We start from the raw sequence: 22,830 nt of genomic DNA on the forward strand, positions 1-22,830 counted from the left end.
ATGACAGTAGACGAAGCCAACCACGCCAATACTGTCGGAAGTTCCTGGCGCCGGGTTGTCAGCCTGCTGGAACAGGACCACCGCGTATCACCCCGCCAGAGGGGCTTTGTCATCCTTGCCCAGGCGCAGGGGCTCATCGGTTCCACCCTCCTGGTGGCCGTGCCCAATGAACTCACCCGGGAAGTGCTGCAGACCCAGGTCAAGGACGCCCTGGACGATGCCCTGCACAACGTCTTCTCCGAGGACATCCGCTGCGCCATCGACGTCGACACGGATCTGGTTCCCATCCATGAGGAGCCTGAGCCCGTCGTCGAGCCCGCCTACGCACCTGACCAGCTGATCGAGCAGAAGCCGCAGCCCATGCTGCCCAGCACGTCGCATGAATTCGGCCGGCTGAACCCCAAGTACGTCTTCGACACCTTCGTGATCGGTTCCTCGAACCGCTTTGCCCACGCAGCCGCCGTCGCTGTCGCCGAAGCTCCTGCCAAGGCGTACAACCCGCTCTTCATCTACGGTGACTCCGGACTGGGTAAGACCCACCTCCTGCACGCAATCGGCCACTACGCCCGGCGGCTCTACAGCGGGATCCGTGTGCGCTACGTCAACTCCGAAGAGTTCACCAACGACTTCATCAACTCCATCCGTGACGATGAGGGCGCCAGCTTCAAGACCACGTACCGGAACGTGGACGTGCTGCTCATTGACGACATCCAGTTCCTGGCGGGCAAGGACCGGACGCTGGAGGAGTTCTTCCACACATTCAACTCGCTCCACAACAACAACAAGCAGGTAGTCATCACCTCGGACCAGCCGCCCAAGCTGCTGGCAGGGTTCGAGGACCGCATGAAGTCCCGGTTTGAGTGGGGCCTGCTGACGGACATCCAGCCGCCGGAACTCGAAACCCGTATCGCCATCCTCCGCAAGAAGGCACTGAGCGAGGGCTTGTCGGCACCGGATGATGCCCTGGAGTACATCGCTTCCAAGATTTCCAGCAATATCCGCGAGCTTGAAGGTGCCCTGATCCGGGTAACGGCCTTCGCAAGCCTGAACCGCCAGCCCGTGGACGTGGCACTTGCCGAAATGGTCCTGAAGGACCTGATTACCGACGACGGCGCGCAGGAGATCACGTCCGCCCAGATCCTCCAACAGACGGCGGACTACTTCAAGCTCAGCATGGAAGAACTGTGCAGCAAGTCCCGGACCCGGACACTGGTCACCGCCCGGCAGATCGCCATGTACCTCTGCCGGGAGCTGACTGACATGTCGCTTCCCAAGATCGGGCAGGAACTTGGCGGCCGCGATCATACGACGGTCATCCACGCCGACCGGAAGATCCGCGAACTGATGGCCGAACGCCGTGTGATTTACAACCAGGTGACAGAGCTGACCAACCGGATCAAACAGCAACAGCGCGACTCCTGAATCCACACCGCCCCCGGCACTCCATACCTTATTAACAGGGACATGTGGATAAGCCTGTGGATAGTTAAGGGGACAAGCGCGGTTAATGGGCTTAAAACCCTTAAGCCGTCTGTGGATCGTTAAAAACCGGCCTTCACGTTGTCCCCATCCACACCCTGTTTAAAACCCAGTTAACGCACAGTCCGTGAACAGGCCTTAACCGCGGAACGGTGGGGCAGGACAGGGTTATCCACAGTTTCCACAGCAGTTATTAACACTACGAATCCCAAAAAATTGAATTCCCTCAAACAACAAGATCGATCCGGACGCCCGGCGAGGGGGCCTGCCGGCCCCAAAGCGGGCCGGGCTGTACACCGGGGGATGGGTTAATCGAGGATCTTCCGGCTAAGCTGTCAGCAGCGCTCCCATCCCTGGGTTTCTGCGTGGTTGCGAGCTCGACGAACCATGCACCAGCCAGGGTGCGCCCCACTTCTTCCGGAGTTTCCCTGCGAAATTCCCGGGTTTACCTGGCAGCAGCAATGAAAGGCGGCACCCTTCCGTGAAGTTCAGAGTCGATCGGGACGTCCTGGCAGAAGCCGTCACCTGGACAGCCCGCTCGTTGTCTCCGCGGCCGCCGGTGCCTGTCCTCTCCGGCCTGCTGTTGAAGGCTGAAGCGGGAACGGTCAGCCTCTCCAGCTTCGACTACGAGACCTCGGCACGGCTTGAAATCACGGCGGACATCAGGGACGAAGGAACCATCCTCGTGTCGGGCCGCCTGCTCGCCGACATCTGCCGCAGCCTGCCTTCCGCTCCGGTGGATGTCGAAACGGATGGCAACAAAGTCACGCTCACCTGCCGCCGAAGCAGCTTCCACCTGGCCACCATGCCCGAAGCCGAGTACCCCCCGCTGCCTGCCCTGCCGGCCATCAGTGGAACCGTTCCGGGCGACGCCTTTGCCCAGGCCGTTTCCCAGGTCATCATCGCTGCGAGCAAGGACGACACCCTCCCCATCCTCACCGGCGTGCGGATGGAGATCGAAGACGACCTGATCACGCTTCTGGCAACGGACCGGTACCGGCTCGCCATGCGCGAAGTACCATGGAAGCCGGTTACCCCGGGCATCTCCACCAGTGCCCTGGTCAAGGCCAAGACCCTCAACGAGGTGGCCAAGACGCTGGGCAACAGCGGTGACATCAACCTGGCCCTGTCCGACGACGACAGCCGGCTTATCGGCTTCGAAAGCGGCGGCCGCACCACCACTTCACTGCTGGTGGACGGTGACTACCCGAAAATCCGTTCGCTGTTCCCGGAGTCCACGCCCATCCACGCCACCGTCCAGACGCAGGAACTGGTGGAGGCTGTCCGGCGCGTCTCGCTCGTGGCCGAACGCAACACCCCGGTCCGGCTTGCTTTCACCTCAGGCCTGCTGAACCTGGACGCCGGCACCGGTGAGGACGCCCAGGCCTCCGAGGAGCTGGAGGCCCAGCTTTCCGGTGACGACATCACGGTTGCCTTCAACCCGCATTACCTGATTGAAGGCCTCAGCGTCATTGAGACCAAGTTCGTCCGCTTCTCCTTCACCACGGCGCCCAAGCCGGCCATGATCACGGCCCAGGCAGACGCCGACGGCGAGGACCAGGATGACTACCGCTACCTGGTGATGCCGGTCCGCCTTCCCAACTAGTCCCCATCGGCTCCCAGCCTTCGCAAGCTCAGGCCGGGTCCCTCGCCGATGGGGCCCCAACCACCGCCACCCTCGCCTCATCGGCTCCCGCCATGCAGAAAGAGAACCCGCATAATGCACATTGGACTGATTGGCCTTGGCAAAATGGGATTCAACATGCGCGAGCGGCTGCGCAAAGGTGGCGTGGAGGTCACCGGCTATGACCGGAACCCGGACGTCACTGATGCCGCCAGCGTCGATGACCTGATCGCTGCCGTCCCGGTGCCCAGGATTATTTGGGTGATGGTGCCGTCGGGGGCCATCACGGACGCGGTAATCAGCGAACTCAGTGAAAAACTGGAACAGGGCGACCTGGTCATCGACGGCGGGAACTCCCGGTTCACCGAAGACCAGAAACACGGCGAACTGCTTGCCGCCAAGGGGATCCGTTTTGCGGACTGCGGCGTCTCGGGCGGAGTCTGGGGTCTGCAGAACGGCTATGGACTGATGGCCGGCGGTGACGCCGCCGACATCGAACGTGCACTGCCCGTCTTTGACGCCCTGCGCCCCGAGGGCGAACGGGCGGACAGTTTCGTCCACGTGGGCGGCATCGGTGCCGGCCATTACGCCAAGATGGTCCACAACGGAATCGAGTACGGCCTGATGCAGGCATATGCCGAAGGCTACGAACTGCTCGCGGCCAAGGACATCGTCACCGACCTGCCCGGCACCTTCCGGGCATGGCAGAAGGGAACGGTGGTCCGCTCGTGGCTGCTGGACCTCATGGTCAAGGCACTTGACGAGGACCCGGGACTGTCCTCGATCGACGACTACGTGGAGGACTCGGGCGAGGGCCGCTGGACCGTGGAAGAGGCCATTGCCAACGCAGTGCCCGCTCCGGCCATCACCGCCGCGCTGTTCGCCCGGTTCGCATCGCGCGAAGACACCTCTCCTGCCATGAAGATGGTTTCCGCGCTCCGCCACCAGTTTGGCGGCCACGCCACCCGTCCCGCCAAGTAGCACCCACCGGGAACCAGCAGCGTTCCCAGAATTGCCGAAAACCGCGTGTACCTGGAACACCTTTCACTGACCGACTTCCGCAGTTACGCCCAGGTTGACCTTGCCCTGGGCCCGGGCGTCACCGTCCTGGTGGGATACAACGGCATCGGCAAGACCAACCTCATGGAGGCCATCGGCTACCTGGCCACGCTCAGCTCGCACCGGGTGGGTTCCGATGCGCCGCTGCTGCGGTTCGGCACGGAGCGTGCCCTGGTGCGTGCCCGGCTGGTCCGCGGAACCCAGGTCACGGTCCTCGAGCTGGAAATCAATGCCGGCCGCGCCAACCGTGGCCGCATCAACCGCAGCAACCCGGTCCGTGCCCGCGATCTTCTCGGCATCTGCCAGACCGTCCTGTTCGCGCCGGAAGACCTGGCATTGGTCAAGGGCGATCCGTCCAACCGCCGCCGCTTCCTTGATGAGCTGCTGGCCAGCCTTATTCCGCATCATGCCGCCACCCGCAGTGACTACGACCGTGTCCTGAAACAGCGCAATGCCCTGCTGAAATCGGCCCGCGCCGGAAAATTCAGCGCAGCGCATGAATCCACCCTCGACGTGTGGGACCAGCACATGGCCCGCGCCGGCGCGGAACTGTTGCACGCCCGGCTGGAGCTGGTGGAACGGCTCCGCCCGCACCTGGCCCGCGCCTATGCTGAGCTCACGGACGCCACCAAGCCCGCCGACGCCACCTACCGTTCAACGCTCCAGAACCAAATGGACGACGACGGCGTCCCGGCCGGCGGCGTGCAGCGCGCCGCTGCCGGGGGTACTTCGGACGGGCAGGATGACCTGCGACTTCTATCGGTGGAACAACTCACGGAACGGTATGTCCAGGCCTTTGCGGAGTCGCGGAAGAAGGAACTGGAACGGGGCATATCGCTGGTCGGGCCGCACCGTGACGAACTGGAGCTGATGCTGGGCCAGGCGCCGGCCAAGGGGTATGCCTCGCATGGGGAAACATGGTCCATGTGCCTGTCGCTCCGGCTGGCCTCGTACTACGTGATGCTGGACGATGCCCGGACCGGAGGCTCGGCGCCCATCCTCATCCTGGACGATGTGTTTGCCGAACTTGATGTCCAGCGGCGGCGTAAACTGGCGGCAATAGTCTCCGGCGCGGAACAGGTCCTGGTGACCGCCGCCGTCGACGCCGATATTCCGGAAGAGCTGTCCGGGCGGCGGGTGAAGGTCATCCCGGGAGGTATCGATGAGCACTGAGCAGGGCGGGGGGCCGCAGCCCGGCCGCGAGCCTGACAACATCGATGCCCCGCAGGCTGCGCTGAACCGGATGCGCGAAGCCGCGGCCGCGCGCGGTGAAGTCCGGCGCAGGGTGGCCCGGCCTGGTTCGCAGAAGGCCAAGGGCGGTATCCGTGACACGCGCGGCTTCAGCCAGTTCCACTCCACGGGCCGCGACCCCCTGGGCCTGGGAAAAGTTGTTGGCCGGCTGGTGGCAGAGCGCGGCTGGACGTCACCGGTGGCCGTCGGTTCCGTCATGGCGGAGTGGGCCACACTGGTGGGGCCGGAAATCTCGGCCCACTGCACTCCCGAAAGCTTTACCGACACCACACTCCACGTGCGGTGTGATTCCACTGCCTGGGCCACGCAGCTGCGGCTTTTGAGCAGCAGCCTCCTCGATAAATTCCGCCGGGAACTGGGCGACGGCGTGGTGACCAGCATCCAGGTACTCGGCCCCTCGGCACCCAGCTGGCGCAAGGGTGGACGCAGCGTCAACGGCCGTGGGCCGCGGGACACGTACGGATAGCCGGCACCCAGCTCTTGAAACTGCGCCCGAGGGCGTGTAGGGCGCTGTAAGGACCGCAGCGTGTATAGGCACCCGGAGGGCGTACCGCGGGGCCGCCCTAGGCGGGACCCAGAGCCTCGGAGGGCCATGTTCACTGGCGGCGAAGGCCCTCCGAATGCAGGGATCTGGACCTGTTCGCGGTAGAATCGATGCAGATAACTGGGCGCGGATGAAACGTTGACACCAGTCCGTTCTCCGCGCGCTATCCGCGTGCGGAGCGTGGAGCACCAACCGTCAGCAAGTCACCGGCGCCATAAGTTTGTGCCTGTTGGCGGGTGGCTTTTCCTTGGGAAAAGAAACCGGCCGGCCATCATCGAGAACAGAGGAGTCGCAGCGCCTGTGGCTAACGACAATACAGATATTCTGGCAGCAGATACAGCAGTCGAGGATGGCCGCACCCCTGATACCCCGGCTGCGCCCAGCACCCAAAGGGAATACGGCGCCAGCGATATCACTGTGCTTGAAGGCCTGGAAGCTGTCCGCAAGCGTCCCGGCATGTACATCGGCTCCACAGGGCCCCGCGGCCTGCACCACCTGGTCTATGAAGTGGTGGACAACTCAGTGGATGAGGCGCTGGCCGGCTACTGCAGCCATATCGAGGTGGTCCTTCAGGCCGACGGCGGCGTGAAGGTGGTGGACGACGGCCGCGGCATTCCCGTGGACATGCACCCCACTGAACATAAGCCCACCGTCGAGGTGGTCATGACCATCCTGCACGCCGGCGGCAAGTTCGGCGGCGGCGGTTATGCCGTCTCCGGTGGCCTGCACGGTGTCGGCATTTCCGTGGTCAACGCCCTCTCCAGCCGCGTGGACACCGAAGTGCGGCGCCAGGGGCACGTATGGCGGATGTCGTTTGCCGACGGCGGCAAGCCCCAGGGCAGCCTGGTTAAGGGCGAGGAGACGGACGCCACCGGCACCACCCAGACCTTCTACCCCGATCCTGCGATCTTTGAATCCACCGAGTTCGATTTCGAGACGCTCCGCGCCCGTTTCCAGCAGATGGCCTTCCTGAACAAGGGCCTGCGTATCACCTTGACGGACGAGCGCACGGCAGCCGACGACTCGGACGGCGACCTGGACCTCGACGACCTCAGCACCGAGGGTGAGGTCAGCGCAGAGCACCGCACAGTGGTGTACCAGTACGACGAAGGCCTGCTGGACTACGTCAAGCACCTGAACTCGGGCAAGAAGGTGGAGGTTGTCCACGAAGACGTCATCGCCTTCGAAACCGAGGACACGGAACGCCGCATCGCCCTGGAAATGGCCATGCAGTGGACCAGCGCGTACTCCGAGAGCGTGCACACCTACGCCAACACCATCAACACCCACGAGGGCGGCACCCACGAAGAAGGTTTCCGCGCTGCCCTGACATCCCTCATCAACCGGTACGCCCGGGAGAAGGGCATCATCAAGGAGAAGGAAGACAACCTCACGGGTGACGACATCCGTGAGGGCCTCACCGCCGTCATCTCCGTCAAACTGGCTGAACCCCAGTTCGAAGGCCAGACCAAAACCAAGCTGGGCAACTCCGAGGTCAAGGGCTTCGTCCAGCGCGTTGTCACCGACGGCCTGGGCGACTGGCTGGAGCGCAACCCAGGCCCCGCCCGCGACGTCATCCGCAAGGCGATCTCCGCCGCCCAGGCAAGGATGGCAGCGCGCAAGGCCCGGGACAATGCCCGGCGCAAGAGCCCGCTGGAGTCCTTTGGCATGCCTGGCAAGCTTTCCGACTGCTCCTCCAAGGATCCGGAAAAGTGCGAGGTCTACATCGTGGAGGGTGACTCCGCCGGTGGTTCCGCCAAGCGCGGCCGCAACCCCGAGACACAGGCCATCCTGCCGCTGCGCGGCAAGATCCTGAACGTGGAACGCGCGCGCCTGGACAAGGCCCTGGGCAACGCGGAGGTCCAGTCCATGATCACCGCCTTCGGAACCGGCATCGGTGAGGACTTCGACCTCGCCAAGCTGCGGTACCACAAGATTGTGCTCATGGCAGATGCCGACGTGGATGGCCAGCACATCACCACCCTGCTGATGACCCTGCTGTTCCGCTACATGCGTCCCCTGATCGAGAACGGCTACGTGTACCTGGCGCAGCCGCCGCTGTACCGGATCAAATGGTCCAACGCGCCGCATGACTACGTCTACAGCGACCGCGAACGCGACGCCAAGCTGGTGGCGGGACAGGCCGCCGGTCGCCGCATCCCCAAGGATAACGGCATCCAGCGCTACAAGGGCCTGGGCGAGATGGACTACACCGAGCTGTGGGACACCACCATGGATCCCGACCACCGCACGCTGCTGCAGGTGACCATGGACGATGCCCTTGCCGCCGACCAGATCTTCTCCGTCCTCATGGGCGAAGACGTGGAATCACGCCGCAACTTCATCCAGCAGAACGCCAAGGATGTCAGGTTCCTGGACATCTAAGGACCCGCTCCAAAGTATTCGGAACCAGACATATACCTGAAACGGAAAATAAAGAATGAGCGACGAAACCCCCGAGATTCCCGCCCCCGAGGCCGGGACTCCGGACACCGTTCTTGAAGGCGACGTGCTGATCGACCGTGTGGAACAAGTGGACCTGCAGACCGAAATGCAGCGTTCCTACCTGGACTACGCCATGGCCGTCATCGTGGGCCGTGCCCTTCCGGACGTCCGCGACGGCCTCAAGCCCGTGCACCGCCGAGTCCTGTACGCGATGTTCGACGGCGGCTACCGCCCCGACCGGTCCTTCAACAAGTGCGCCCGCGTGGTGGGCGAGGTCATGGGCCAGTACCACCCGCATGGCGACACCGCCATCTACGACGCCCTGGTCCGCCTCATCCAGGACTGGACCATGCGCTACCCGCTGGCCCTTGGCCAGGGCAACTTCGGTTCGCCCGGCAACGACGGCGCAGCGGCACCCCGGTACACCGAAACCAAGATGGCACCGCTCGCCATGGAAATGGTCCGGGATATCGACGAGGAAACCGTCGATTTCCAGGACAACTACGACGGCAAGAACCAGGAACCCACCATCCTGCCGGCAAGGTTCCCCAACCTGCTGGTGAATGGCTCCTCGGGCATTGCCGTTGGCATGGCCACCAACATCCCGCCGCACAACCTCCGGGAAGTTGCCGACGGCGTGCAGTGGTACCTGGCCAACCCCGGCGCCACCCGGGAAGAACTGCTCGAGGAACTGCTGGTGCGGGTCAAGGGCCCCGACTTCCCAACCGGCGCCACCATCCTGGGCCACAAGGGCATCGAGGACGCCTACCGGACCGGCCGCGGTTCGGTCACCATGCGCGCAGTGGTTGCGGTTGAGGAACTGCAGGGCCGCACCTGCCTGGTGGTCACGGAGCTCCCGTACCAGGCCAACCCTGACAACCTGGCCATCAAGATCGCCGAACTGGTCAAGGACGGCAAGATCTCAGGCATCGCCGACCTCCGGGACGAAACCTCCGGCCGCACCGGCCAGCGCCTGGTGATCGTCCTCAAGCGCGATGCAGTGCCCAAGGTGGTGCTCAACAACCTTTACAAACACACAGAGCTGCAGAGCAACTTCTCCGCCAACATGCTCGCCATCGTGGACGGCGTTCCGCGGACACTCAGCCTCGATGCGTTCATCCGGCACTGGGTAACCCACCAGATGGACGTCATTGCGCGCCGTACCCGTTACCGCCTGCGCAAGGCGGAAGAGGAAGCCCACATCCTCCGTGCCCTCCTTAAGGCACTGGACATGCTGGACGAGGTCATTGCCCTGATCCGTGCTTCCAACACCACCGAAGCCGCACGCGACGGATTGATGGAACTGCTGGATATCGACGAGCTGCAGGCCCGGGCCATCCTGGACATGCAGCTGCGGCGCCTGGCCGCCCTGGAACGCCAAAAGATCCAGGACCGGCACGCCGAACTTGAAGCCCTGATCGAGGAGTACAACGCGATCCTGGGCTCCGAGCAGCGCCAGCGCGAGATCATCAGCGTCGAACTGGGCGAAATCGTTGACAAGCACGGTGACGACCGCCGGACCAAGATCCTGATGGGCTTTGATGGCGACATGTCCATGGAGGACCTCATCCCCGAAGAGGAGATGGTGGTCACCATCACCCGCGGCGGCTACGTCAAGCGCACCCGCAGCGACAACTACCGGTCGCAGCAGCGCGGTGGCAAGGGTATCAAGGGTGCCCAGCTTCGGGGTGACGATGTAGTGGAGCACTTCTTCGTGACCACCACCCACCACTGGCTGTTGTTCTTCACCAACCTGGGCCGGGTCTACCGTGCCAAGGCGTACGAGTTGATGGAAGCGGGCCGGGACGCCAAGGGCCAGCACGTGGCCAACCTGCTGGCATTCCAGCCGGATGAGCACATTGCGCAGGTCCTTGACCTGAAGGACTACCAGCAGGCGCCGTACCTGGTCCTGGCCACCAAGAGGGGCCTGGTGAAGAAGACCAGGCTGGAGGACTATGACACCAACCGTTCCGCAGGCGTAATCGCCATCAACCTGCGCGACGGCGATGAACTGGTCTCCGCCCAGCTTGTGTCGGAAACCGACGACCTCTTCCTGGTGTCCCGCAAGGGCCAGTCCATCCGCTTCACCGCTACGGACGACGCGCTGCGCCCCATGGGACGTGCCACCTCGGGTGTGACCGGCATGAAGTTCCGTGAGGACGATGAACTCCTGGCTGCCGACGTGGTCACCGACGGCTCATTCGTGTTCGTCGTAACTGAGGGCGGCTACGCCAAGCGTACGGCCGTGGAGGAATACCGCCTCCAGGGCCGCGGCGGCCTGGGCATCAAGGTGGGCAAGTACCAGGAAGAGCGCGGGCACCTCGTGGGGGCGCTCATTGTCCAGGAGGAGGATGAAGTCCTGGTGGTCATGGAGGGCGGCAAGGTTGTCCGCTCCTCCGTTGCCGGTGTCCCGGCCAAGGGCCGTGACACCATGGGCGTCATCTTCGCCAAGCCGGACAAGAACGACCGGATCATTGAGGTGGCACGCAACAGCGAACGCGGTCTTGAGGACGAGGAATCCTCGGGGGATGACGTAACGTTGGCTGAAGATGGCGGGACCGCTGGGGAATCCGCCGAGCCAGCAGTGGCAGAAGAATCACCGGCCGTTGAGTCAGAGGACGCCTCGGGCGACGCTGAGCCGAACGAAGACAACACGGAGGTAACGAGTGAGTAATTCCGACTCATTTCCCAAGCCGAACAGTACTGTTCCCGACGGGAACCGGCCTGCAGGGGCTCCCCGCGTGAACGCCCCCGTACGTCCGCAGCAGCGGCCGGCAGCCCCTGCCGGCGCTCCCGGCCAGCGACCTGCTGTCCCGGGCCAGCGGCCGCAGCAGGGAGACCGTCCCGCGCAGCCCGGCCAGCGCCCCTTCCAGGGCCCTCAGGGGCAGCGCCCGGCACCGGCGGGGCAGCGTCCCGCCCAAGGGGCCCCGGGCCAGGGGACGCCCGGCCTGGTCAAGCCGGCGCCGAAGGCCAAGGTCCGCCGGGCCCGTCTTCTGATCAGCAAGGTGGACCCGTGGTCCGTCCTGAAGATGGCGTTCCTGCTCTCCGTGGCACTGGGAATCGTTACCGTGGTGGCCGCCATTGTCCTCTGGACTGTTCTGGACCTGACCGGGATCTTCGACCAGGTGGACAGCCTGCTCGGTACGCTCGCAGGTTCTGAAAGCGGTGGCTTCGAACTGAAGAAGGTGGCCTCACTGGGACAGGTCGCCTCGTTCGCCACCATCATTGCCGTGGTCAACGTCGTCCTGTTGACGGCGCTGTCCATGCTGTCAGCTGTCCTCTACAACATTTCTGCCACCCTGGTGGGCGGCATTGGCGTTACCCTCACCGACGACTAGGAAGCCATTTCCGCCGGCCCAAAACCGGCGGAAAGGCCCGATTTGAGATCGGGCCGGGGTGTGCTGTAAAGTCATGTCTCGGCCCGATGAGGGATCGGGGCGTATAGCTCAGGCGGTTAGAGCGCTTCGCTGATAACGAAGAGGTCCCAGGTTCAAGTCCTGGTACGCCCACGGAACCTGTGCAGGTTTCAAACAAGGGTCAGGGATGGATTCATCCATTACCTGGCTGGAACGGGGAGCATGTGAAGAAGTTGCTTGTACTGGCAGCGGCAATCGCAGGCATCCTGGTCTACCGGAAAGCACAGGAATCCGAAGCCCGGAAAACAGTCTGGAGCAAGTCAACCGATACGGTGGACTAGCCCGGGAGCCCGCACCGGGAGCCTGTCAGGGGCTCCACGGTTCTAGGGTATGATTGACGGGTTGCTTCTTATGGGGGCATGGCGCAATTGGTAGCGCACCTGCTTTGCAAGCAGGGGGTTCGGGGTTCGAGTCCCCGTGCCTCCACCATAAGGAAGTCCCGGTCAGCGGAAACGCTGGCCGGGACTTTTCGCTTTCCATCTCTGTCAGGGACGAGCTTCAGGGGGTTGCCGTGAATCTGATCATCGCGGCCCTCGGCGTTCTCGGCGTCGCCTCATCGGGCCCCCTGATAGCGGCCACACTTGGCGCAACCAGCGTCAGCGCCCTGGCCATTGCCTTTTGGCGGAACGCCATCGGAGCGGCCGTCATGGCCACGCCCACCCTGGTCCGGGAGCCCCGCCAGTTCGGCATGATTTCCCGCCGCGAGTTCGGCTGGTCGTCCCTGGCCGCGGTCGCCCTCGCACTGCACTTTGCCTGCTTCATCACTTCCCTGCAGCTCACCTCCGTAGCCGCCGCAACAGCCCTGGTCTGCCTGCAGTCGGCCTGGATTGCGGTCTTCCAGCTCTTCCGCGGCACCCGGCACCGCTGGCAGGTCCTGGCCGGTCTGGGCATCGCCTTCGGCGGGGTCGTTGCCATCACCGGCTTCGACCTCGGAACCTCACCGCAGGCACTCACGGGAGACCTGCTGGCGGTGGCCGGTGGCGCACTGGCAGGCCTCTACACCCTGGCCGGGGGCAAGGCGCGGCAAAGCATGACCACCGGAACCTACACCACGCTTTGCTACGGGATGTGCGCCGCCCTCGTGGCAGTACTGGCGCTGTTCGCCGGCCAACCCCTGGCCGGGTTCGAGCCCGCAGGCTGGCTGGGAATCGCAGCCATCACCGTCTGTGCGCAGCTGGTGGGCCACACCGCATTCAACCACCTGCTGGCCACCATGAGCCCGCTCATCGTCTCCATGATCATCCTCCTGGAGATCCCCGGCGCAGCGCTGCTGGCTGCCGTGTTCCTGCACGAGACCCTGCCGGCCGGCACGTACGCCGGACTCGGCCTGATCCTGGCTGGACTCGCCGTCGTGGTCCTGGGCCAGAGGGCCGCAATGGCAACGCGGCGCGGAACGGCCCCGCCACCGGACCGGCTCGCGGAGTTGGGGACGGACTGAGCTACTGCCCGCCGCGGCGCACGGGCTGGGCTGTGTTGACCGTGTGGATGGCCCGGAGGAGCTTGGCCGGGAAATATACCGAGAAGAAGACCACCATGGGGGCCTTCAACGCCATCTTCCTGACATTGTGGGCTTTATAGGTCCGGTCAAAACGGGTGACGTAGTAGCGGTAGTCGCGCGGGGAATCCTCCAGCCGGCGTGCCGACATCCCGGACACCATTTGTGGCCAGTACCGTACCGGAAGCTCATGATCGGCCAGGTGCAGGGACAAATCGATGTCCTCGTGCATTTCGTCCTTTTCGTCGCGGCAGGTCTCGGAGCGGATGGTCTCCCAGGCACTGGCCCGCAGGGCCATATTGGAGCCGAACAGGAAATGGTACTGGTGCTTGGCCAGCTTGAGCATCAGCTGGCGCATTTTGTCGTCGGCCTTGAGCCCAAAGCGGCGCATCGGCATGTCGTAGTACACCACAGGGCCCGTGGCAGCCTGGACGGACCAGTCAGCGAAAGCCTTCTGGACCTGCTCAACCCAGTCCGGTTCCACGATGGAGTCCGCGTCAATGCGACCCAGGATGTCCCCGGTGGCGCTGTCCAGACCGAAGTTCCGGGTGGGGATCAGTCCCTGCTCCCGGTCCTGGCTCAGCAGGATGATGGGACCTTCCGGGTACTCAAGCTGCATCTGGCGGACAATGTCGGCAGTGCGGTCTTTGGAGAGGTTGTCCACCACGATGATCTCGTGGGCGGGAACGGACTGGTAGATGGCAGCGATGAGGCACTGCCTGATCACGCTTTCCTCGTTGTAAGCCGGGATGACGATGGACACGCGGAGCTGTTCGGCTGCGTCGTTCAAGGCATCCCCAGAGGGTCGATTGGCTGGCATCACTACAAATCTAGCACCCGGGCCACCGCCTGCCTTATGCGGTGGCCGCGCTTCTGCGGCGGCCCGGGAGTCTGTGGAGGGCAGTCAGCAAAATCGGCGGGAGGAATGGCTCTGGTACGCAAAAGGGGCCCCGCGGTGAAACGGAGCCCCTTGGTGCGTTGCGGGAAAACTAGGCCTGGCTGCTGCCCTTGTCAGTCTCCGTGGCCGGTTTTGCGTCATCGGCTGTGCTCTTGGCAGCCTCCGAGGTGTCGGCGGCCACGTGCTTGGCCTTGTCAGCGGCGTCTGCGGACTTTTCAGTGGCCGTATCCGCTGCCTCACCTGCCTTCTCCGCTGCGGCGGCTGAGGCAGATCCGGCAGCAGAGGCAGCGCCGCCGGCAGCGTTTGCCGTGTTTTCCTTGACATCACTGACAGTGGTGGCGGGCACCGGGGCAGGAGTCGGCGTGACCGGTGAAGGAGTCTTCCAGGGGTCCTCCACAGGCTTGGATGCCTTCCACGCGGCGACACCGGCGGCAACGGCAGCAGCAACAACTCCGAAGACCAGCCAGCCGCGCTTCTTGGGCTTTTCGGGCTGGGCCAGCTGGAGTTCAGCGGCACGGCCGGCACCTGCTGCGGCTGCCTTCAGCTGTGCACCGGTTGCCTGGGCCTGTTCCTGGAGGGCGTGGATGATTCCCACATCGCCCAGCTTCTGTGCGACGGCATCCACCCGTGCCGGAGTGTTTTCCAGGGTGCGGTGGACTGCACCGGATGCCACGCCGATCTGGTCCGAAAGCTTGGGCAGGTATTCCACCACCACCCGGTCGCGCGCATTCAGGACAACGGGCGTGGCTTTGTCCAAAGCCTCGTGCAGCCTGGGTGATGCGCCTTCGACGACGTCATTGATCTTGGGGGCCAGCTGGGCCAGACCGTCCTGGATCCGGGGAGTCACGGTGGCAACACCGTCGGCCAGGGAGTGCGCGGCCGTCTTCAGGCCTTCCTGGATCTTGGGAGAAGCGGTATCCAGGCCGTGCTGCAGACGGGGAACAGCCCAGTCCACTGCAGCTTCCACCCGCGGCGCCGCCCAATCCTTGGCATTTTCCACCGCACTGGTGACCGACTGCTCAAGGTCACGGGTAATACGATCCGATTTCTTCACAACTACCTCCCGATTAATGTGACGGTTCTGTCGCTAGCCTACGTGCCCAGATCACCCCGGGCTATTCACTCTGCGGATTTTAGGGGGATTTCACCCAGCGCGGAACTGCCCCCGCAGCCGTGGCCGCAAATAACCGACATGGGAGAATGGGGCCTATGACTGCCATCGCAACTGCAAAAGCAACCATCCACACCAGCCTCGGCGACATCGTGGTTAACCTCTTCGGCAACCACGCGCCCAAGACTGTCAAGAACTTCGTTGGCCTTGCCACGGGTGAACAGGCATGGACCCACCCGGAAACCGGCGAGGACAAGACCGGCACCCCGCTCTACAACGGAACCATCTTCCACCGCATCATCAAGGACTTCATGATCCAGGCGGGCGACCCCCTGGGCCGTGGAACCGGTGGCCCCGGCTACCGCTTCGACGACGAAATCCACCCGGAGCTGAGCTTCAACCAGCCCTACAAGCTCGCCATGGCCAACGCGGGAATCCAGATGGGCAAGGGCACCAACGGTTCACAGTTCTTCATCACCACCATTCCCACCGACTGGCTCCAGGGCAAGCACACCATCTTCGGTGAAGTGGCTGACGAGGAATCCAGGAAGGTCGTCGACGCCATTGAGGGTGTCCGCACCGGCATGGGCGACCGCCCGGTTGAAGACGTCACCATCAACAGCATCGACATCGAGCAGCTGTAACACCCCAGCATGAGTTACGGAATTCCGTCGGCCGAGCCGTCCGCCCAGGTCCCGGTCTGTCCCCGGCACCCGGACCGGCCGTCCTACGTGCGCTGCCAGCGCTGCGGGCGCCCGGCATGCCCTGACTGCCAGCGGGCGGCCGCCGTCGGATTCCAATGCGTTGACTGCGTCAACGAAACAGGACGTTCGACGCCGGAAGTGCGGACCGTCTATGGCGGCGCCGTTGCCACCGGCAAGCCATTGGCGACGTTCGGCATCATCGCGGCCTGCGTTGTTGTTTACGCACTGCAGATGCTCATCCCGGGCGACTTCGTATACAAGCAGTTCGCCTATAACAACATTTTTGTTGCCCCGCAGTACGGTGCTTTCGAGCCTTGGCGGATGCTGACATCAGCCTTCCTCCATTCCCCGGATTCGCTGCTGCACATCCTCCTTAACATGTATACGCTCTGGATTTTCGGCCAGGCCCTCGAACCCGTTCTGGGCCGCGTCCGGTTCCTGGCGCTGTACCTGATTTCAGCGGTTGGTGGTTCAGTCGGCTACCTGCTGCTCAATCCCGTGTTGGTGCCCGGCCAAGGGCTCGTGGGGCTGGTAGGTGCTTCCGGAGCCATCTTCGGCCTTTTCGGCGCCATGCTGTTGGTTCAACGGCAGCGCGGCGGCGACACCCGCCAGCTGTGGGTCCTGATTGCCATCAACGGCGTCATTGGCTTCCTGATCCCCCACATCGCCTGGCAGGCCCACCTGGGCGGCCTCATTACGGGCGGACTGTGTGCGGCCGTCCTCGCCTACACTCCGCGCGGACGCCGCCAGGGTGTCATCCAGGCCTTGGGGCTGGCGGCCGTGCTGGCCCTGCTCATCGCTGTGAGCTGGGTGCGGGTAACTCTCTAGGATCCCGCCCAAACCGCAACGGCACTCTGCCCCCGCCACCAATGGTGTCGGGGGCAGAGTTGTTTTCCACAGGGCTTATCCACAATGTTGGTAACTTACACAGCTGTAGTTCATATGCGCGTCCTCCCGTTTATGGCCTGCGTCCGGGGATGGGCTGGAAGGCTGCGCCACTTTCTCCACATCTGTGGATAACCTGTGGGGATATTGCTGTGTGTAAGTGGATAAGCAGGGGATTCCACGGGATTTTGTGGACAACTACGCACCGGCAGCGTCATGTTGGCCCAGTGCACCACCCCGGAGGGGCGTTATCGACACCCTTATACACAGTGTTAATAACTGACAGAGGTGTAGTTTCCGCGTTGGAAAACCCGCGGGAGTAGGCGCAGCGCCCGGCGGCGGGAGGATTTCCACGGGCTTACCCACAGTTGTGGATAACTTGTGGGTATTGCGCTGTTGGTAAGTGGATAACATCCCCGGCGGGCCCTCCGCGTCCTGCCTATGATGGTTGCCTGCCAAGCCGTTCTATCGACAAGGACCCCCGTGAGCGTCACCGAGCATCTATACCTGGACAAACAGCACCCCGCTCTCTGGAAGTCAATCAGCGGCCTGGGCCTCAGGGTGCAGGAAGCAGCAGAGGAGGCTGGAATCGGGCGCGGCCTGCTGGAACTCCTCAACGTCCGGATCTCCCAGATCAACGGATGCGCCTACTGCCTGGACCTACACGTGCGGAAGGCGGGCGAGGCAGGGGAAACCCCGCAGCGGCTGGCAGTATTGCCCGCGTGGCGTGACACGGCCTTGTTCACCGGCAAGGAGCGGGCGGCCCTGGCGTTGGTGGAGAGCATCACTGAACTCCCGGACCAGCGGACGCAGGAGCATGCGGAGGCGGCCGCCCGCGAATGCCTCACGGCAGAGGAATTTTCGGCCGTGAGCTGGGTTGCGGTGACGATGAACGCGTTCAACCGGGTTTCCATTACCAGCCACCATCCCGTCAAGCGGGACCGCCTGTAGCCTCCCGGACCCCCGGACCCCCGGACCCCCGGACCCCGCGGGTATCCACCGGGCACGTAGGGATTATCCACAGGTATTCCACACTGTTAATAACCGCATCTGCCCGGCAGACTTAGCCTTATCAGCACGGCCCCGGGGGCCGGCTGCCACATCTGGAGCTGCCAGGGAGGCTTTTCCACACTGTGGATAACTTTCCCAACAGTTGGGGATAACGGTGTGCCGCGGACCGGTTCTGCCCCGACCGGCCTCACACCTGCCAGACGCCGGAAGATCCCCGCCGATGGCTCGCCAGGAGGTGGGTGTCCACGATTCCCACCGCCTCCATCAGGGCGAACATGGTGGTGGGTCCCACGAAGGAAAAGCCGCGCTTCCTAAGTGCCTTGGACAAGGCAATGGACTCTGCAGACTGGGTGGGAATCTCCGCGGCAACCCGGGGCTCCGGGGTGCTGTCCGGCCGGAAGCCCCAGACAAAGTCCACCAGGCCGCCGTCGTTCCGAAGCTCCAGGGTGGCCTGTGCGTTCTTAACCGTGGCAAGGATCTTCAGCCTGTTTCTGATGATGCCCTGATCCTGCAACAGCCGCTCCACGTCCGCGTTGCTGAACAGGGCCACAGCCTCCGGATCGAAGCCGGCAAAGGCGGCGCGGAACGCGGGGCGTTTGCGCAGGATGGTGGCCCATGAAAGCCCGGCCTGGAAGCCCTCCAGGCAGATGCGTTCATACAGGCCCTGCTCGTCGGTGACGGGCATGCCCCATTCCTGGTCGTAGTAGTTCCGCATGAGCGGGTCCGTCGCGGCCCACGCCGGCCGCGCGAGGCCATCCTCGCCGATAACTACGCCGGCGGATTCGGGAGCCACGGCAGTCCTCCCCGGAACAGTCGCGGGACGCCGCTCAGGAGCGCCAGCGGGTAGTCATCAGGAAGCCGACGATGGCAATGCCAAAGCCGGCAACGATGTTCCACGACTGCCAGGCCTGCACAGGGAAGCGTCCCTCGCTGATGTAGAACGTGATGATCCAGAAGAGGCCAATAATCATGAGTCCAAACATGACCGGCTTGAACCAGACGGGATTGGGCTTGTAAGCCTGGGGGGAAGCCGGCTGGGCGGTGCTGGCGGTCTTCTTGCGAGGCTTTGACTCGGGCACTGGCTCTCCTTGGCGGGCTGGGCAAGACCGGCGCCCCGGGCTTGGTATCCTGCAAGAAGGAAATTTCCAGCGGTCTGCGCGATCTTGGTCAAATCTGGATTCTTACTAGCAGCCAATTCTAGCCGCAGTTGATGGGCAGCCGGTGCCCAGGGTAAACGCCCGGAGGAGAACGCGTGGTATTGCAGGAGAAGGCGGGGCCCGCCACTGCGCCCGCCCCCCGTCGTGCCCTGCTGCGCGGCACCATCCAGCTTCTGGGCGAGCTGTTGATAACCGCCGGCGTCATCCTCCTTCTCTTTGTGGCATGGCAGCTGTGGTGGACCAACGTCGAGTCCGATGCCAGGCAGAGCCAGGTCATCAAGGAATTCGCCCAGGACCTGGGCACTGCCGCCCCCGCTCCCGCACCAACTGCGCCCGCCGCGGCACCCGCCGCCGGTGAGGATTTTGGCAAGCCCGTGGTGGGTACCGCCCCCGGCCACGCGGGAACGATCGGCATCATGTACATCCCCCGGTTCGGCCCCGGCTACACCCGCCCCATTGTCGAGGGGACCAGCCAGGATGTCCTGGACACCCTGGGCCTTGGGCACTACGGCAACACGGCCATGCCCGGTGCGGTAGGCAACTTTGCGGTGGCTGGGCACCGCCAGACGCACGGTGCAGTGCTGGATAACATTCACACCCTGGTGCCCGGCGACAAGATCTACGTCCAGACCAAGGACGGTTATTACGTCTACGTCTTCCGGAACAACCAGATTGTGATGCCTTCGCGCACGGACGTCCTGGAACCGGTACCCACCCAGCCCGGCGCCACGCCCACCGAAAGCTACCTCACCATGACCAGCTGCAACCCCCGCTTCGGGGCGGAAGAACGCATCATCGCCTACGCCCTCCTGGACAGCTGGCGTCCGGCTGCAGCGGGCCCGCCGGCCGAAATCGCGGCGCAGGTTGCGGCAGCCACCGGAAGGAACTGACTGTGTACGCCTGGATTTTCCGCCACCTGCCCGGACCGCTCTGGGTCCGGATCTTCATCTCGCTGGTTCTGATCTTCATTGCCCTGGTATTGATGGTCCAGTTCCTGTTTCCCTGGATGTCCCATTTCACCCAATTCACCGACTCGACGATTGGTTCCACAGACCAGCCATGACCACAACCAAGATCCTTGTAGTGGATAACTACGACAGCTTTGTCTACACCCTGGTGGGCTACCTCCAGGAGCTGGGCGCCGAGACCACAGTTGTCCGGAATGACGACGTGACGCTGGCGGAGGCGATTGAGCTTGCCAGCACCCGCGACGGCGTCCTCATCTCCCCGGGTCCGGGTAATCCTGCTGAAGCGGGCATCTGCATCGAGCTGATCAAGTGGTGTGGCGAAAACAGCGTCCCCATGTTCGGCGTATGCCTGGGCCACCAGGCACTGGCCGAGGCCTTCGGCGGCAAGGTGACGCACGCCCCGGAACTCATGCACGGCAAGACGTCCCAGGTGGAGCACATCGGCACCAGCGTTTTCGCAGGGCTCCCCTCCCCCATCACGGCCACCCGCTACCATTCCCTGGCCGCGGTCCGGGAGTCCATTCCTGACGTCCTGGAAGTCACCGCGCAGACCGCATCCGGCGTGGTCATGGGGCTGCAGCACCGGACCGCGCCGCTCTGCGGTGTGCAGTTCCATCCCGAATCGGTCCTTACCGAAGGCGGCTACCAGATGCTCGGCAACTGGCTGGAGTCCCTGGGCATGAAAGGCGCAGCCGCGCGGGCGGCGAAACTGAGCCCCCTCATCCAGCACTAGGCCGGCGCCCTCCACCAACCGAAAACAGGTCCAGGGAGGACGTCAGCCCTTCCTGGTGGGCTTCGGCGTGGGAGTGGGAGTGGGCGTCGGCGTCGCCGTTTCGGTCGGAGCCGGTGGGGGCGGAGCCTTGGCCACAACGATGCCGATGGTCTTTCCCTGGTCGACGGCGGCGTTGGCGGGGTCGCTCTGGTCCGTCACCTTGCCCGGCTCTACCTGGGAATTCTCCGCCTCCATCACCGACGGCACCAGGCCAAGCCCCTTCAGGGCCGCCTCGGCCTCATCACGGGCCAGGCCGCGCAGTTCGGGGACAACCACCTTGCCCGTGGAAACGATGAGTTCCACGCTGGTGCCGACGCCAACGCTTTGCCCGGGCGCCGGATTGGAGGTGATCACTATTCCTGCCGGAACGGTGGCGCTGTTGGCCGTGCTGGTTGACGGCGCGCCCACCAGTCCCACCTGCCGCAGGATATCCCGGGCGGCTGCCTCGGTCTTGCCCGGGATGCTGTCCGGGACCTTAACCGAACTGGGGCCCTCGGAGATGTTGAGGATGACCTCCGCCCCCGGCTCCAGTGACCCGCCCGCCGCGGGATCAGTCCCAATGGCGGTTCCCTTGGGCACTGTGTCATTCACCGCCCGCGCGATCCTGGGGCGCAGGCCGGCGTTGTACAGTGCCTGAAGCGCCGCGGTCTCCGTCATCGACGCCACCGAGGGGATTGACACTTTGGGTGCAGCGGGGGCTGGGCGGTTGACCGTTTGGTAGAGCCACAGGCCACCGCCTGCCAGTACCAGCAGGGTGAAGATCACCAGGGTGGCGATCCACGCACGACGGCGGGACTTTTGCCCGGTGGTCCGCTCACGTTCCGGAGGGAAGCCAAGCGGGAGCGGCGCAGCCGACCCGTAATCGTCTGCCCTGTATCCGCCCGGCCTGTACCCGTCCATCTCCTGCTCATCCGCAAGTTCCAGCGGACCTGCTGCTCCGTCGTCATGGAGGGAGGTGGCTGCCAGGCGGCCGGTGGGCGCGTCATCAAGGAAGTTGGTCCCCGATGCGGCGAACGCCTCCGTTGGCGGGGACGCTTCGGGAACGTGGTCGTTGGGATCGGTGGGCGCCTCGGACACAGGCACGGCAGGGACAGGGACCCCGGCCTTTGCCGCCCTCAGGGCGCGCCGGAAGGCTGCGGCATCCTGGAACCTGTCGGCCCGGTTCTTTTGCAGGGCCTTGGCCAGTACGGTGTCCAGGGCCGGTGACACATCCGGATTCAGGCTGCTGGCGGGCTCCGGAATTTCCCGCACGTGCTGGTAAGCCACGGACACCGGGCTGTCCCCGACGAACGGAGGGCGCGAGGTCAGCATTTCGTAGAGCAGGCATGCGGCGGAATAAAGGTCACTGCGGGCGTCGACGGTTTCGCCCCGGGCCTGTTCCGGTGACAGGTACTGCGCTGTTCCCACCACTGCCTGGGTCTGGGTCATAGTGGCGGAGGAATCGGCAATCGCGCGGGCAATGCCGAAGTCCATCACCTTGACGGAATTGCTGCCCGGGCAATACATCACATTGGCGGGCTTGATGTCCCGGTGCACGATTCCGGCCTTGTGGCTGTATTCCAGGGCGCCCAGGACCCCCAGGCAGTACTCGATGGCCTGGTCGATGCTGACCTCATGGGCGCGGATCAGATCGCGCAGGGTCTTTCCCTCGACGTACTCCATCACGATATAGGGCACGCGGACGTCCTCGCCGGTGCCGTCGTGGACCAGGTGTTCACCGGTATCGAAGATGGCCACGATCGAGGGGTGGTTCAGGGCCGCCACCGCCTGTGCCTCACGCTTGAACCGTGCCTGGAACTGCGGGTCGCGGGCCATATCCGGCCTGAGCAGTTTGATGGCAACAGTCCTGCCCAGGCGGGTGTCGGTTCCCCGGTAGACATCCGCCATGCCGCCCCGGCCAATGAGGCTGCCCAGTTCGTAGCGGCCGCTCAGGACACGCCGGTTGTCCACCGGCAGGCTGTCCTCCCGGTGCAACGGTGTGCGTGGTGACTCATTCACTGGTGGTCCCGAC

At 64.2% G+C, this 22,830-nt stretch carries 21 protein-coding genes and 2 tRNA genes; 18 read left to right on the top strand and 5 right to left on the bottom strand.

What is annotated here, in order from left to right; all coding sequences use genetic code 11:
- From dnaA to LDO14_RS00060, 12 genes are all read left to right on the top strand, one after another.
- Complete coding sequence (dnaA, locus tag LDO14_RS00005) at positions 1 to 1,422, top strand: chromosomal replication initiator protein DnaA (protein WP_018769876.1); 1,422 nt, start codon at positions 1 to 3, stop codon at positions 1,420 to 1,422.
- A 538-nt stretch (positions 1,423 to 1,960) separates the two neighbouring features.
- Positions 1,961 to 3,085: a DNA polymerase III subunit beta gene (gene dnaN, locus LDO14_RS00010; RefSeq protein WP_018769877.1), complete on the top strand. Its 1,125-nt coding sequence runs from the start codon at positions 1,961 to 1,963 to the stop codon at positions 3,083 to 3,085.
- Positions 3,086 to 3,199: 114 nt separating this feature from the next.
- Positions 3,200 to 4,084 carry a phosphogluconate dehydrogenase (NAD(+)-dependent, decarboxylating) gene (gene gnd / locus LDO14_RS00015; RefSeq protein ID WP_018769878.1) on the top strand — a complete coding sequence of 295 codons (885 nt, stop codon included), beginning with the start codon at positions 3,200 to 3,202 and terminating at the stop codon, positions 4,082 to 4,084.
- Between the two features lie 45 nt (positions 4,085 to 4,129).
- On the top strand, positions 4,130 to 5,335 hold the full coding sequence (recF, locus tag LDO14_RS00020) for a DNA replication/repair protein RecF (RefSeq protein WP_223993189.1): 1,206 nt from the start codon (positions 4,130 to 4,132) through the stop codon (positions 5,333 to 5,335).
- The gene (locus LDO14_RS00025; RefSeq protein WP_018769880.1) at positions 5,325 to 5,879 is read left to right on the top strand and encodes a DciA family protein; all 555 of its coding nucleotides are present in this window, start codon (positions 5,325 to 5,327) and stop codon (positions 5,877 to 5,879) included. The genes recF and LDO14_RS00025 overlap by 11 nt, the downstream gene beginning before the upstream one ends.
- Positions 5,880 to 6,257: 378 nt before the next feature.
- Positions 6,258 to 8,342, top strand: a complete 2,085-nt coding sequence (gene gyrB / locus LDO14_RS00030; protein ID WP_026265861.1) for a DNA topoisomerase (ATP-hydrolyzing) subunit B — start codon at positions 6,258 to 6,260, stop codon at positions 8,340 to 8,342.
- A 55-nt stretch (positions 8,343 to 8,397) separates the two neighbouring features.
- Complete coding sequence (gyrA, locus tag LDO14_RS00035) at positions 8,398 to 11,076, top strand: DNA gyrase subunit A (protein WP_018769882.1); 2,679 nt, start codon at positions 8,398 to 8,400, stop codon at positions 11,074 to 11,076.
- A complete protein-coding gene (locus tag LDO14_RS00040) occupies positions 11,069 to 11,740 on the top strand; it encodes a DUF3566 domain-containing protein (protein WP_026265862.1) in 672 nt (223 codons plus the stop codon). Before gyrA ends, LDO14_RS00040 begins: the two co-directional genes overlap by 8 nt.
- A 97-nt stretch (positions 11,741 to 11,837) precedes the next feature.
- Positions 11,838 to 11,911 (top strand) — tRNA-Ile (locus tag LDO14_RS00045).
- 71 nt (positions 11,912 to 11,982) lie between these two features.
- The gene (locus LDO14_RS00050; protein ID WP_018769884.1) at positions 11,983 to 12,099 is read left to right on the top strand and encodes a DLW-39 family protein; all 117 of its coding nucleotides are present in this window, start codon (positions 11,983 to 11,985) and stop codon (positions 12,097 to 12,099) included.
- Between the two features lie 72 nt (positions 12,100 to 12,171).
- Positions 12,172 to 12,247: transfer RNA gene (locus LDO14_RS00055), tRNA-Ala, on the top strand.
- Positions 12,248 to 12,329: 82 nt separating this feature from the next.
- Entirely contained in the window at positions 12,330 to 13,256 is a 927-nt protein-coding gene (locus LDO14_RS00060; protein WP_018769885.1) for a DMT family transporter, read from the top strand.
- A 1-nt stretch (position 13,257) separates the two neighbouring features.
- On the opposite strand, the gene LDO14_RS00065 is transcribed toward LDO14_RS00060, so the two are convergent.
- Both LDO14_RS00065 and LDO14_RS00070 read right to left on the bottom strand, forming a co-directional pair.
- Entirely contained in the window at positions 13,258 to 14,133 is an 876-nt protein-coding gene (locus LDO14_RS00065; protein ID WP_223993191.1) for a glycosyltransferase family 2 protein, read from the bottom strand.
- A gap of 169 nt (positions 14,134 to 14,302) precedes the next feature.
- On the bottom strand, positions 14,303 to 15,265 hold the full coding sequence (locus tag LDO14_RS00070; protein WP_018769887.1) for a hypothetical protein: 963 nt from the start codon (positions 15,263 to 15,265) through the stop codon (positions 14,303 to 14,305).
- A gap of 155 nt (positions 15,266 to 15,420) precedes the next feature.
- On the opposite strand from LDO14_RS00070, the gene LDO14_RS00075 reads away from it, so the two are divergent.
- The 3 genes from LDO14_RS00075 to LDO14_RS00085 all read left to right on the top strand — a co-directional run bounded on the left by LDO14_RS00075 (position 15,421) and on the right by LDO14_RS00085 (position 17,862).
- Complete coding sequence (locus LDO14_RS00075) at positions 15,421 to 15,966, top strand: peptidylprolyl isomerase (RefSeq protein WP_018769888.1); 546 nt, start codon at positions 15,421 to 15,423, stop codon at positions 15,964 to 15,966.
- A gap of 9 nt (positions 15,967 to 15,975) precedes the next feature.
- The gene (locus tag LDO14_RS00080; RefSeq protein ID WP_026265864.1) at positions 15,976 to 16,854 is read left to right on the top strand and encodes a rhomboid family intramembrane serine protease; all 879 of its coding nucleotides are present in this window, start codon (positions 15,976 to 15,978) and stop codon (positions 16,852 to 16,854) included.
- A 540-nt stretch (positions 16,855 to 17,394) separates the two neighbouring features.
- Positions 17,395 to 17,862: a carboxymuconolactone decarboxylase family protein gene (locus tag LDO14_RS00085; protein WP_018769890.1), complete on the top strand. Its 468-nt coding sequence runs from the start codon at positions 17,395 to 17,397 to the stop codon at positions 17,860 to 17,862.
- Positions 17,863 to 18,109: 247 nt separating this feature from the next.
- On the opposite strand, the gene LDO14_RS00090 is transcribed toward LDO14_RS00085, so the two are convergent.
- Positions 18,110 to 18,715: a DNA-3-methyladenine glycosylase I gene (locus LDO14_RS00090; RefSeq protein WP_223993193.1), complete on the bottom strand. Its 606-nt coding sequence runs from the start codon at positions 18,713 to 18,715 to the stop codon at positions 18,110 to 18,112.
- A 34-nt stretch (positions 18,716 to 18,749) separates the two neighbouring features.
- Positions 18,750 to 19,001: a cell division protein CrgA gene (locus LDO14_RS00095; RefSeq protein WP_018769892.1), complete on the bottom strand. Its 252-nt coding sequence runs from the start codon at positions 18,999 to 19,001 to the stop codon at positions 18,750 to 18,752.
- 173 nt (positions 19,002 to 19,174) lie between these two features.
- Here LDO14_RS00095 and LDO14_RS00100 point away from each other — a divergent pair, with 173 nt between their 5' ends.
- From LDO14_RS00100 to LDO14_RS00110, 3 genes are read left to right on the top strand one after another with little or no spacing between them, the layout of a single operon-like run.
- Positions 19,175 to 19,969, top strand: coding sequence for a class E sortase (locus tag LDO14_RS00100; protein ID WP_056392318.1), 795 nt, complete (start codon positions 19,175 to 19,177; stop codon positions 19,967 to 19,969).
- A gap of 2 nt (positions 19,970 to 19,971) precedes the next feature.
- Complete coding sequence (locus LDO14_RS00105) at positions 19,972 to 20,142, top strand: hypothetical protein (protein ID WP_186447823.1); 171 nt, start codon at positions 19,972 to 19,974, stop codon at positions 20,140 to 20,142.
- Complete coding sequence (locus LDO14_RS00110; protein WP_018769895.1) at positions 20,139 to 20,780, top strand: aminodeoxychorismate/anthranilate synthase component II; 642 nt, start codon at positions 20,139 to 20,141, stop codon at positions 20,778 to 20,780. Before LDO14_RS00105 ends, LDO14_RS00110 begins: the two co-directional genes overlap by 4 nt.
- A 42-nt stretch (positions 20,781 to 20,822) precedes the next feature.
- On the opposite strand, the gene pknB is transcribed toward LDO14_RS00110, so the two are convergent.
- On the bottom strand, positions 20,823 to 22,817 hold the full coding sequence (gene pknB, locus LDO14_RS00115) for a Stk1 family PASTA domain-containing Ser/Thr kinase (RefSeq protein ID WP_276573326.1): 1,995 nt from the start codon (positions 22,815 to 22,817) through the stop codon (positions 20,823 to 20,825).
- Positions 22,818 to 22,830: the final 13 nt, after the last annotated feature.

It is taken from the genome of Arthrobacter sp. NicSoilB11 (assembly GCF_019977375.1).
GTDB lineage: Bacteria > Actinomycetota > Actinomycetes > Actinomycetales > Micrococcaceae > Arthrobacter.